10 protein-coding genes and 2 pseudogenes are annotated in these 11,874 nt (G+C 63.1%); 9 read left to right on the top strand and 3 right to left on the bottom strand.

Annotated elements, in window-relative coordinates; genetic code table 11:
• The 5 genes and pseudogenes from EN949_RS36720 to phnE (EN949_RS26815) all read left to right on the top strand — a co-directional run.
• Window positions 1–86, top strand: a pseudogene (locus EN949_RS36720) (acetyltransferase); the annotation flags it as partial.
• Between the two features lie 373 nt (window positions 87–459).
• On the top strand, window positions 460–1,317 hold the full coding sequence (gene phnC, locus EN949_RS26830) for a phosphonate ABC transporter ATP-binding protein (protein ID WP_027161293.1): 858 nt from the start codon (window positions 460–462) through the stop codon (window positions 1,315–1,317).
• A gap of 92 nt (window positions 1,318–1,409) precedes the next feature.
• Complete coding sequence (phnD, locus tag EN949_RS26825; RefSeq protein WP_127370917.1) at window positions 1,410–2,318, top strand: phosphonate ABC transporter substrate-binding protein; 909 nt, start codon at window positions 1,410–1,412, stop codon at window positions 2,316–2,318.
• 57 nt (window positions 2,319–2,375) lie between these two features.
• Window positions 2,376–3,332: a phosphonate ABC transporter, permease protein PhnE gene (phnE, locus tag EN949_RS26820; RefSeq protein WP_024504428.1), complete on the top strand. Its 957-nt coding sequence runs from the start codon at window positions 2,376–2,378 to the stop codon at window positions 3,330–3,332.
• Between the two features lie 2 nt (window positions 3,333–3,334).
• Window positions 3,335–4,702, top strand: a complete 1,368-nt coding sequence (gene phnE, locus EN949_RS26815) for a phosphonate ABC transporter, permease protein PhnE (RefSeq protein WP_127366245.1) — start codon at window positions 3,335–3,337, stop codon at window positions 4,700–4,702.
• A gap of 278 nt (window positions 4,703–4,980) precedes the next feature.
• On the opposite strand, the gene EN949_RS26805 is transcribed toward phnE (EN949_RS26815), so the two are convergent.
• From EN949_RS26805 to EN949_RS26795, 3 genes are all read right to left on the bottom strand, one after another.
• The gene (locus EN949_RS26805; RefSeq protein WP_127366247.1) at window positions 4,981–5,832 is read right to left on the bottom strand and encodes a sugar phosphate isomerase/epimerase; all 852 of its coding nucleotides are present in this window, start codon (window positions 5,830–5,832) and stop codon (window positions 4,981–4,983) included.
• Window positions 5,833–6,012: 180 nt separating this feature from the next.
• Window positions 6,013–7,200, bottom strand: coding sequence for a Gfo/Idh/MocA family oxidoreductase (locus tag EN949_RS26800; RefSeq protein WP_127366248.1), 1,188 nt, complete (start codon window positions 7,198–7,200; stop codon window positions 6,013–6,015).
• Window positions 7,201–7,346: 146 nt separating this feature from the next.
• Window positions 7,347–8,402, bottom strand: coding sequence for a sugar phosphate isomerase/epimerase (locus tag EN949_RS26795; protein WP_013529509.1), 1,056 nt, complete (start codon window positions 8,400–8,402; stop codon window positions 7,347–7,349).
• A gap of 400 nt (window positions 8,403–8,802) precedes the next feature.
• On the opposite strand from EN949_RS26795, the gene EN949_RS26790 reads away from it, so the two are divergent.
• The 4 genes and pseudogenes from EN949_RS26790 to EN949_RS26775 form a co-directional block, all read left to right on the top strand.
• The gene (locus EN949_RS26790) at window positions 8,803–9,690 is read left to right on the top strand and encodes a sugar phosphate isomerase/epimerase (protein ID WP_127366249.1); all 888 of its coding nucleotides are present in this window, start codon (window positions 8,803–8,805) and stop codon (window positions 9,688–9,690) included.
• Between the two features lie 59 nt (window positions 9,691–9,749).
• Entirely contained in the window at window positions 9,750–10,919 is a 1,170-nt protein-coding gene (locus EN949_RS26785) for a mandelate racemase/muconate lactonizing enzyme family protein (RefSeq protein ID WP_013529507.1), read from the top strand.
• Window positions 10,920–10,921: 2 nt separating this feature from the next.
• Entirely contained in the window at window positions 10,922–11,638 is a 717-nt protein-coding gene (locus EN949_RS26780; RefSeq protein ID WP_013529506.1) for a FadR/GntR family transcriptional regulator, read from the top strand.
• A 5-nt stretch (window positions 11,639–11,643) separates the two neighbouring features.
• Window positions 11,644–11,874, top strand: a pseudogene (locus EN949_RS26775) (dehydrogenase); the annotation flags it as partial.

The raw sequence follows: 11,874 nt of genomic DNA, 5'->3' as shown, positions 1-11,874 counted from the left end.
ACTGGGACCATGCAAGGCTGCGTGCCGCGTTGGATGACTTCCGGGAGCTCGAGGCCGAGGCGTTCTTGGAGAAATATGGCGGATAGCGACGCCAGGAACGGGCTGTCACTGACGCTGGGCAGCGGGGGCAAACCGCCCCCGCCCCTGCTATCCGCATGACGTGCCTCTCGACACCGGCATCGACGCCATGACGGCCCTTGTCTGGAACGCCTGAAGGACGGCCTCGCCATCGCCGGCGCGCGACGGGCGAGTATATGCGCATCAAGTGGTGCCGTCTGGCCACCGGCGCCAGCTCGCCAGGCCTGCATTCCACATCACCTTCGACTGCTGATCCTGGGCCGGCCGCAGACTCCGGCCTGTGGAGCGTAACAAAACTGACATCAACGCGACACGGCAGGTTCATGTGGCTGCGCTAGGCGAATGCCTGACGATCAATGGTCCGGACTGGAACCTGCCGCCATGCCAGCAAATTCCGCCACGCTCGAAATCCGCGGTGTCACCCGACGATTTGGCAAGAACACTGCCGTCAGCGACATCAACATCGCGATCCCGCAGGGTCAGATGGTTGGCGTCATCGGCCGTTCGGGCGCCGGCAAATCGACCCTTCTTCGCATGATCAACCGTCTCATCGATCCCAGCCAGGGGTCGATTTTTTTTGACGGCGCCGAGGTCTCGAAGCTGAGCGGTTCGCCGCTGCGGCGCTGGCAGCGTGACTGCGCCATGATCTTCCAGCAGTTCAACCTGGTGCCGCGCCTCGACGTGCTGACCAATGTGCTGCTCGGCAAGCTGAACCACCGTTCGACCATCACCAACCTGTTCGGCATGTTCTCGCGCGCCGAATGCGCCGAGGCGGTCGCGGCACTCGAGCGGCTCGACATCGCCCGCACCGCGCTGCAGCCCGCCGGCACCTTGTCGGGCGGCCAGCAGCAGCGCGTCGCCATCGCTCGTGCCATGATGCAGCAGCCCAGAGTGATCCTCGCCGACGAGCCGATCGCCTCGCTCGACCCGCTCAACGCCAAGGTGGTGATGGATTCGCTGCAGGACATCAATCTGCGCGAAGGCATCACCGTCGTCACCAATCTGCACACGCTGGACACCGCCCGCACCTACTGCAACCGCATCATCGGCATGGCTGCCGGCAAGGTCGTCTTCGACGGCCCGCCGGAAGAGCTCAACCGCGAGGCGGTGCGCCTCGTCTACGGCGCCGACAGCAATGGCCAGGAAATCTCCGAGGCCATCACCTCGACCAGCGTTGCCTTCAGCCGAAAGATCGCCGCATCCGCCGGACCGCTCGAGCCCGCATTCCCGGGATATTGAGAGCGGTTGGGATCGCCAGCCCACGTCAAGGGCACCTGTCAAAATCGATAACGCTGCCGGCGCGGGGCCGGAACCTACAGGAGAAATATCCAATGTTCAGGAAGATGGTCTTTGGCGCCGTTTCGGTGCTCGCCATGGCGACCAGCATGGCCCATGCCGCCGACATGAAGGAATTTCGCGTCGGCATTCTCGGCGGCGAAAACGAAACCGACCGGCTGCGCAACTACCAGTGCCTCGCCGACCATTTGAAGACCGAATTCGGCTTCGAAAAGGTCTCGCTGTTCCCCGCCGCCGACTATGACGGCGTCATCCAGGGCCTGCTCGGCGGCACGCTCGACTTCGCCGAACTCGGCGCTTCCGGCTACGCCAGCGTCGCTCTCAAGGACCCGAAGGCGGTCACCCCGATCCTCACCACCCAGCAGACCGACGGCGCCACCGGCTATTATTCGATCGGCCTGGCGCTGAAATCCTCCGGCATCACCGACATCAAGTCGGCCAAGGGCAAGAAGCTCGGCTACGCCGATCCGGATTCTACCTCCGGCTACCTGATCCCGCTGACCCAGATCCCGAAGGACACCGGCGCTTCGAACGAAACCTTCTTCGCCTCGACCCAGTTCAACGGCGGCCACGAGAACAACGTCCTGGCCGTACGTGACGGCAAGGTCGACGTGGCGGTGGACGATTCTTCCGGCATCGGCGACTTCAAGGACGGCTACACCTCCGGCACCTTCCACAAGGAAGTCGCCAAGGGCGCCGTCGACCCCAACGACTTCGTCGAAGTCTGGCGCTCGGGTCTGATCCCGAACGGCCCGCTGGTGGTGCGCACCGCGCTCGGCGACGAAATGACCGCCAAGCTCGCCGACTTCTTCACGCAGTTGCCGAAGAAGGACAAGGCTTGCTTCGAAGGCGTCGAGGGCGGCGACTTTACCGGCTACGTCCCGGTTAAGGCGGACTTCTACAACGTCATCGTCGAAGCCCGTAAGGCAGCCATCGGCGGCTAACGGCGAAATCAGGAAGGGCGGCGTCGAGAAAACGCCGCCCTTCTTGCATGTCCGATCATGACCCTTTCCGTGACAGCCCCTTCCGGCGCCACTCATCAGATGGCCGACGCCTGGCGTCGCCAGACGTCCTTGCGCCGGCTCTACACCGCCATCGGTGTCGGCCTGCTCATCACTGCGCTCGGCAGCACCATGTGGTTCGCCGACGAGGCCAATGCCGGGCATTTCTTCGACCGGTTGCCGCATTTGCTGGATTTCCTGAGCTGGCTCGTCCCCAAGGACTGGAACGATGTCTGGCGGGCGATGTTCGACATCGCTTCCCCGCATGACACCGGTACCCAGGAATTCAATTTTCCGCTTGGCCGCTCCTATGTCTGGGGCAGCTTCTACATCCCCGAATATTTCGAGCTGATGCTGACCACGCTCAACGTGGCCCTGGTCTCGACCTTCATCGGCTTCGTCTTCGCCGTGCCGTTCTCCTTCATCGCGGCGCGCAATTTGACGCCGCATCCGGTGCTGCGGCTGATCGTCAAGCGCCTCATGGAACTGCTGCGCGCCTTTCCCGAGATCGTCATCGCCGGCCTGTTCGCCGCCATCGTCTCGATCGGCCCGATCGCCGCCATCATCGCCATCGGCCTGCATTCGATCGGCGCGCTGGGCAAGCTGTTCTACGAGATCAACGAGAACATCGACATGCGCGCCGAGGAAGGCCTGAGGGCCGTCGGCGCCAACTGGTTCGAGCGGGTGCGCTTCGCCGGCCTGCCGCAGGTGCTGCCCAACTTCATGTCCTACACGCTGCTGCGTGTTGAGATAAATGTCCGCATTTCCACCATCATGGGCGCGGTCGGCGGCGGCGGTATCGGCGAGGAGTTGAAGCTGTCGATCTCGCGCGGCTTCGGCGCCAAGACGATAGCCCTCGTGCTGCTCCTGTTCACGACGATCTTCATCGTCGACCAGTTCTCCGCCTGGCTGCGCCGCAAGCTGGTCGGCGAGCAGGCTTTCGTGATGAGCGCTTGACCATGGCCACCATGACCGCCGATCAGATCCAGTCGATCGAAGAGCGCTTCCCGCAGGTGTTCCAGCGGCCGTTCCACAAGCGCTTCGGGCCGCTGATGCTGCTTGGCGGCATCTTTCTCTACCTGCTGTACGCCTTGTGGTTCTTCAACCTGCCGCAGGTCATGCGAGAATCGCACTGGGAGCGCCTGCCGCTGTTCCTGACCCAATGGATCAGCTACGACGTGCAGCCGATCTTCCGCCTCGATGAACCGCAGATCACTGCCAAATATCCACGCTTCTCGGTGCTCGGCCCGAACCCGGATCCGGACTGGGTCAAGACCAATGCCGATGGTTCGGTGACGATCCTGATCGACGGCACCGCCAAGTCGATTACCTTCACCAAGACGCAAGCGACGATAATTGCCAACGGTGAGACCGTTGCGGTCGCACTCGGCACCGGCAAGCCGCTGATCTCGGGACCGGTTCCCGGCTGGATCACCGCGCATGAGGATGAGGTCGTCGCCGACATGGGCTTTGCCGGCGAGGCCCGCGTCGCCGTTGACCGCGTCAGGATACGCAAGCGGTTTCTAGGCTGGGCAAACTTCGTCTTCGACACGCGTTCGCCTTTCTTCGGCAAGTCGGCAAGCGAAGTCGCTTCGCTGATCGTCTCCGGGCCGGAACTGAAACCGGGCACGTCAAATCTGGCGCTGGCCGGCGACAACATCTGGAACAACGCCCAGTGGCAGCATGGCGATGTCTGGACCAAGCTGCTGCAGACCATCGTCATGGCCTTTCTCGGCACCATGCTGGGCGGCATCGTCGCCTTCCCGCTGGCCTTCTTCGCCGCCCGCAACATCACGCCCAGCCGGCTGGTCAACCAGGTGCTCAAGCGCTTCTTCGATTTCATGCGCTCCATCGACATGCTGATCTGGGCGCTGTTCTTCACCCGCGCCTTCGGGCCGGGACCGCTGGCTGGCAGTGCGGCGATCTTCTTCACAGAGGTCGGCACGCTCGGCAAAACCTATTCCGAGGCGCTGGAGAACATCGACGACAAGCCGCGCGAGGGGATTACCTCGACCGGAGCCAACGGCCTCCTGGTGCAGCGCTACGGCGTGCTGCCGGAAGTGGTGCCGGTGTTCATCAGCCAGACGCTCTATCAGTGGGAATCCAACACCCGCGGCGCCACCATCATCGGCGCTGTCGGCGCCGGCGGCATCGGCCTGAAACTGTGGGAAGCGATGCGCACCAACTCCAACTGGGCCAACGTCTTCTACATGGTGCTGCTGATCCTGCTCGTCGTCTTCATCTTCGACAACATCTCCAACTTCCTGCGCCGCCGGCTGAGCCAGACGATCCACGACTACAACAGGATCCAGGCTGAGCAGGGGTAGGCTTGTGATGCAGACGCGCAAGTCGTCTCGACCGGCGCCAAAGGATCGACCCCCACTCCGTCGAGCTTCGCTCGACACCTCTCCCCCGATCGACGGGGTAGAGGAAAGCGCCAGGCTGTCCGAGCCGACGCCTGTCCTCTTAGGCCGAGTGTCCTCCCAGGCCGAGGCTTCCTTCCTCTCCCTCCGGAGGGGGGAGAGGTGGCTCGGCGAAGCCGAGACGGAGTGGGGGAACCACCTGGCAACCGCCGCGAACGCAAATAGAAAATGGGCCAGGACGCCTAAGCCGCCTTCTTCCACCCGCTCTTGATATGCCTATACCCCTCCCGATAGACCGCTTCCGGGGTCTCTGAAAAATCCCGCCACACCTTGGTCGCCGCCGCCAAATCCTTGAGTGAGCGGCCGAACGCCTCGATCGTCAGCCAATCGTCATAGCCGCTCTTGCGGATGGCGGAAAACGTTTCGGTCCAGGGAATGTTGCCGCGCCCCGGCACGCCGCGATCATTCTCCGAAATATGGATATGCACGACATTCCGGCGGTGTTTCGTGTAGGCGCCGATCGGGTCGGCCTCCTCGATATTGGCGTGGAAGGTGTCGTACATCGCCTTGATGTGCGGCCGGTCGATGGCGTCGATATGCTCCGACAGGTCCGCCATCGTGTTGACGAGATAGCATTCGAAGCGGTTCAGCGCCTCGAGCCCGATGGTGACATTCCTCTTGCCGGCATGGTCGCCGATGGCGCGCTGCGAGCCGACGGAGCGCTTCTTCTCCGCGGCCGTCGGCCCAGAGCCGGAAAAGGACCCGAGCGTCGAATGCAGAGGGCCGCTCAGCGTGCTGGCGCCAAGCGCCTGCGCGCAGTCGATCGCCCATTTCATGTAGTCGACACCGGCTTTGCGGGTTGCCGCGTCGGCCGCGATCAAATTCATCGCCGGATCGCCCATGGCCGAAACAGCAGTCCGCTCCAGCCCGATGCGGTCGAGCAGATCGCCGAGCTTTTTATAATCGTCCGGCGTGCCGGCGAAGATCGGTATCTCGACGCCATCGAAACCGGTCGCCTTGATGTCGCGCAGCAACGGCTCGTGTTTCTTCGACACCGCCGTCGTCCACAAGAACATGCACATGCCGATTTTCATCGACGCCCCCTCCCCTTAGATTCCTCGGATCGCCGGGGTGTTGAGATTCAGGTCAGGCCAAGCCGAAAACGGCTGGTTCCGAGAACCGGAGCGGAGCGTACTTTTGGGTACGTGAGCACCGGAAGCGCAGGAAACGGCCGTTTGCAGGCCGGCCTCACCTGAATCTCAGCGCCCCTTGGACTAGAGCTTCGTCCACGCCCCGTTCTTCTTCGACGATTTCACGCAGGCCTCGATGAAGGCCATGCCTTCTACGCCGTCCTGGATGGTCGGGAAGACGACGTCCTTGGGCGGCTTGCCACCCTTGCGGCGTGCCGCCCGGATGGCGCGTGCGGCCTCCTGGTAGATGTTGGCGAAGCCTTCGAGATAGCCTTCCGGATGGCCTGACGGCACGCGGCTGACACGGCCCGCCACCGGCAGCGCGCCGGCGCCATTGCGGGTAATCAATTGCTTTGGCTGGCCGAATGGGGTGTACCAGAGATAGTTCGGGTCGGCCTGCACCCATTCCAGCCCACCCTTCGAGCCATAGATGCGCAGCTTCAGCCCGTTCTCATGGCCGGGCGCCACCTGGCTTGCCCAGATCATGCCCTTGGCCGGGTGCGTCTTGCCGGTAGGCTTGAAGCGCAGCATGACGTTGACGTTGTCATCCAGTAGCCGTCCCGGCACGAAGGCGTCGAGATCGGCCGACAGGGAGTCCAGTTCCAGCCCCGAGACGAAGCGGGCGAGGTTGTAGGCATGCGTGCCGATATCGCCCAGCGCACCGCCGGCACCTGCCTGCTTGGGGTCGGAGCGCCACGCCGCCTGCTTCTGGCCTGTCGCCGCCAAATCCTCGGTCAGCCAGTCCTGCGGATATTCGGACTGCACGATGCGGATGTCGCCGAGCACGCCCTTGGCGACCATTTCGCGTGCTTGCCGCACCATCGGATAGGCGGTGTAGTTGTGCGTCAGCACGAACACCTTGCCGGTCTTCTCGACTATCGCCGCGAGCTTTTTCGCTTCGGCCAGCGTCGTCGCCAGCGGCTTGTCGCAGATGACGTGGATGCCGGCCTCGAGGAAAGCTTTTGCCGCTGGCACATGCACATTGTTGGGCGTGACGATGGCCACCGCTTCGATGCCGTCGGGGCGCTTCGCCTCGGCCTTGGCCATCTCGGCATAGGATGCGTAGCTGCGTGAGGGGTCGAGCCCCAGTTCGGCCGCCGAGGCCTTGGCACGGGCCGGGTCGGCTGACAAAGCGCCGGCAACCAGCACGAACTCGTTGTCCAGCCGCGCCGCGATCCGATGCACCGCGCCGATGAAGGCGCCTTGCCCGCCGCCGACCATGCCGTAGCGGATCGGGCCGCCTCCCGTTTCCGACTTCGATGCGCCGACCATATCTTGCTCCTCGCTGTTGCTTGCCCCCCTCGAGGGGAGGTCGATCCGCGCAGCGGATCGGGTGGGGTCGTTGAGGCAGAGCGCGGTGTGAACCGACCCACCCGGCCTTTGGGCCACCCTCCCCGCGAAGGGGAGGGAAAATCGAGCTAGATTCCCATCATGGCGCGCAGCAACTTCTTGTCGGTGGTGCCAGCGGCGAAGTCGTCGAATGCCTTTTCCGTCACCCGGATGATGTGGTGCTCGATGAAAGGCGCGCCTTCGGCCGCACCATCCTCCGGATGCTTCAGGCAGCACTCCCACTCCAGCACCGCCCAGGAATCATAATTGTACTGCGTCAGCTTGGAGAAGATGCCGCCGAAATCCACCTGTCCATCGCCCAGCGAACGGAAGCGCCCGGCGCGGTTGGTCCAGCTCTGATAGCCGGAATAGACGCCTTGCCGGCCGGTCGGGTTGAACTCGGCGTCCTTGACGTGGAACGCCTTGATGCGCTCATGATAGATGTCGATGAATTCGAGATAGTCGAGCTGCTGCAGCAGGAAATGCGACGGATCGTAATTGATGTTGCAGCGCTTGTGGCCGCCGACCGCGTCGAGGAACATCTCGAAAGTGGCGCCGTCGAAAACGTCTTCAGACGGGTGAATTTCATAGCCGACATCGACGCCGTTGTCCTCGTACACGTCGAGAATCGGCTTCCAGCGTTTGCCGAGCTCGCCAAACGCTTCCTCAATGAGTCCAGCCGGCCGCTGCGGGAACGGATAGAGGTAAGGGAAAGCCAGCGAGCCGGTAAACGACACTGAAGCATTCAGGCCTAGATTACGCGATGCTTTGGCGCCGAACTTCATCTGCTCGACAGCCCACTTCTGCCGGGCTGCGGGATTGTTGTGCACCGATGGCGGCGCAAAGCCATCCATCTGCGCGTCATAGGCAGGATGCACCGCCACCAATTGCCCCTGCAGATGCGTCGACAATTCCGTGATCTCGACGCCGGCGTCGGCGCAAATGCCTTTCACCTCGTCGCAATAGGCCTTGGAAGAGGCCGCCTTCTTGAGATCGAACAGCCGCGCGTCCCAGGTCGGGATCTGCACGCCCTTGTAGCCGAGACCGGCCGCCCATTTGGTGATCGACGCCAGTGAGTTGAACGGCGCGGCGTCGCCCGCGAACTGCGCCAGAAACAGCCCCGGGCCCTTCATTGTCGTCGGCATCGGCATCCTCCCTCATTTCTCTCGCGACCGAGCATAGCGCCGATTGGAAACAGGGCCAGCCACTTTGGTCTTTTCTCAACGGGCGCTTGCACGCACCACCATTCTGGTATTACCAAATGTGGAATTTTGGTCAAGCCTTGCAATGCGCCATCATGACCCCAAAACCACCCGGCGCAGGCATATATATCTCAATATAATCAAGGAAATACTCCACAGCGAAAGTTGCGTCCCGGCGCTTCTTGCCGATCCGGATAATTTGCTGTAGACCTCGCTTCAGGCCCAATTGGTCGAACCAGTTTGCGAGAAAAGGCTGGGAACGCCTTGGGGAGGAAGCTTTGTGTCGCCTTTTGGCGATGCATGTCGCAGGCGAACCATAGAGACGAGTTGGGAAGGACAGACCATGCATCTTTCGACGCACAACTGGATGCGCGCGGAACCTTTGGAAACGACGCTCAAGCGCATCAAGAAATTCGGCTATGAGTCGATCGAGATTTCCGGCGAACCCGAGCAGTACAAGACCAGGGAGACCCGGGCGCTGCTGAAGGAGCATGGCATTCGTTGCTGGGGCGCGGTGACCCTGATGCTGGGCGAGCGCAACCTTGCCGCCAGGAACCAGGGCCAGCGCGAGCGTTCCGTTCAGTATGTCAAGGACGTGCTGACCATGGTCGGCGAACTCGATGGCGAGATCATCACGCTGGTTCCCGCGACCGTCGGCAAGGTCGTGCCTGACGGCACCGAGGAAGAGGAATGGAAGTGGGTCGTCGACGCCACCCGCGAATGCTTCACCCACGCCAAGAAGGTCGGCGTCAAGATCGCTGTTGAACCGCTCAACCGCTTCGAGACCTATCTGTTCAATCGCGGCGCCCAGGCGCTGGCTTTGGCCGACGCGGTCAGCCCCGAATGCGGTGTCTGCCTCGACGCCTACCACCTCCATATGGAAGAATTTAACGTCTATGACGCGATCCGGCAGGCCGGAAAGCGCCTGTTCGACTTCCATGTCGCCGACAACAACCGCTTCGCCGCCGGTCTCGGCCAGATCGACTGGCCGAAGATCGTCGCCACCTTGCGCGAGATCGGCTACGACGGCGCGCTGACCAACGAGTTCGTCGCGCCCGTCGACCGGACGCCGGCGGCCCCCTATCCCGACATGGTCGAGCGCAATCCGGTCGATATCTCGCCCGAACAGCTGAAGTTCATCCAGGACCACGGCTCCAGCGTGCTCACCGAGAAATTCTACACCGACCAGATGCGCATCAACGCCGAAACGTTGCTGCCGCTGATCAAGTAGTCGACTACCTCAGGGAAATTCGCCCTTCCGCCCTGACCGGCGCAGGGCTGGGGAAGAATATGCGTATCAAGTCCGTCCAAGCCTGGTGGATCCGCGTTCCGATCGAAGCCGCTCGGCAGCACCGCAGCGACTTCGGTCAGGTGACGACCTTCGACGCCGCCATCCTGCGCATCGAGACCGATGACGGGCTGGTCGGCTGGGGCGAAGGCAAGAACGCCGCCGGCAGTGCCGGCAGCTACGGTGCACTCGTCCACATGCTGAACCATGAAGTCGGGCCGCAGCTGGTCGGCCGCGATCCGGCCGACATCGGCATCATCTGGGAGATGCTCTACAATGGCGTGCGCCACGACAGCGCCGCACGCGGCGGCCACGCCATGCCGCAGCTGGCGCGGCGCGGCATGAGCATCGCCGCGATCAGCGCCGTCGACATCGCGCTGTGGGACATTCTTGGCAAATCGCTTGGCGTTCCTGTCTGGCGGCTGCTCGGCGGCCGCAAGCTCGATCGCATGCCGGCTTACGCGTCCGGCGGCTGGGCGGCCGCCGACGCCATCGGCGAGCAGTTGAAATCCTATATCGCCAAGGGCGGTTTCAAGGCACTGAAGATGCGGGTTGGCGCCATGGACGGCGCGGCACACATTTCCGCCACCCGCGTGCGCGCCGCACGGCAGGCGCTCGGCCCCGATGTCGAACTGATGGTCGACGCGCACGGCACCTACACGGTGGCTGAAGCCAAGCGCTTCATCCACCTTGTCAACGATTTGGACCTCGCCTGGTTCGAGGAACCTATCATCGCCGACGATAAGCCGGGCATGGCCGAAGTGCGGGCAAGTGGCGCCGTTCCGATCGCCACAGGCGAAAGCGAGGCGACCCGCTACGCCTTCCGCGACCTTGCCGTGCTCAAAGCCGCCGACATCTTCCAGCCCGATCCCGCCTTCTGCGGCGGCATCAGCGAGGCGATGAAGATCGGCACCATCGCCAGCGCCTTCAATCTGCGCTTTGCGCCGCATTTGTGGGCCGGCGCGCCCTGTTTTTTCGCAGGCTTGCATGTCTGCGCCGCCTCGCCGTCGAGTTTCACCGTCGAATATTCGCTCGGCGCCAACCCGATGATCCATGATCTGGTCGAAGAGACTGTCGAAGCCAGGGACGGTATGATAGCGATCCCGGAAAAACCGGGTCTGGGATTCACCATTTCGGAGCGGTTCCTGGAGGCGCACGCGCAACGCGGTTGACGATGAAAGAAAAGAACCTTCTCGCGGAACTCGCTGCCTACCTGTTCTCCCATTCGGACAAGGAGAGCGGCCGAACGCCATCGGAGCGCGAACTGGCGGAGCATTTCGCCGTCAGCCGCGGTCAGATCCGCGAGGCGCTGGCCATCCTGGAGGCCATGCGCATCGTTGAGCGCCGGGCCAAGTCCGGCATCTACATCGACACCAAGCAGGCCAGTGTGGAGGCCATGGCGCTCTTTGCCCGCGCGGGCCTGCCGCTCGACCCGATCCAGATCTACGAGACGGTCGAACTGCGCAAGATCCATGAGATCAAGGCGGCCGAACTTGCCTGTTCGCGTGCCACAGAGGAGAATTTCGAGCGGCTGCGCGAAATCCTGAAGGCTTCGGAAGAGCGCATCGCCGCCGGCGAAGGGCTTGCCAGGGAAGACCGCGAATTCCACCTCGAAATCGTGCGCGCCACCAAGAACAGCGTCTTCCACAATGTCTGCAGCGTCTACTACATGATGGGCGAGCAGCGCCTGCCGATCTATTTCAACGACCCCGAGCGCAACGTGCGCTCGCATGCCGAGCATATCCAGATCTATGAGGCGCTGCTGCGCCGCGACGGCAATCTCGCCCAGGCGCTGATGAGCGCCCATCTGCAGGGCGCTGAGAGCTACTGGAAGGGCCTGATCGAGGGCCATGGCGAGGAGCCGCAAAGCCCTGCGCTCGAAAAAGCCTGACCGACATGGCTCGTATCCTCACGACGCACCCTCTGCACCCGCGCGCCTCGGCTATGCTCTCCGGCGCCGGCGAGCTCGTCGTCGCCTCCGCCATCGATCCGGCCACGCTGGCCGCCGAGGCGAAAAATGCCGACATCGTCATCGTGCGCGCGCCGCTGCCCCCACAGCTTTTCGACGGCGCAAAGCTGCTGCGGGCGGCAATCCGTCATGGCGCCGGGCTCGACATGATCCCGATG

This window comes from Mesorhizobium sp. M7A.F.Ca.US.007.01.2.1 (assembly GCF_003998165.1).
Taxonomy (GTDB): domain Bacteria; phylum Pseudomonadota; class Alphaproteobacteria; order Rhizobiales; family Rhizobiaceae; genus Mesorhizobium; species Mesorhizobium ciceri.
This window is presented reverse-complemented; position numbering and strand designations above follow the sequence as displayed.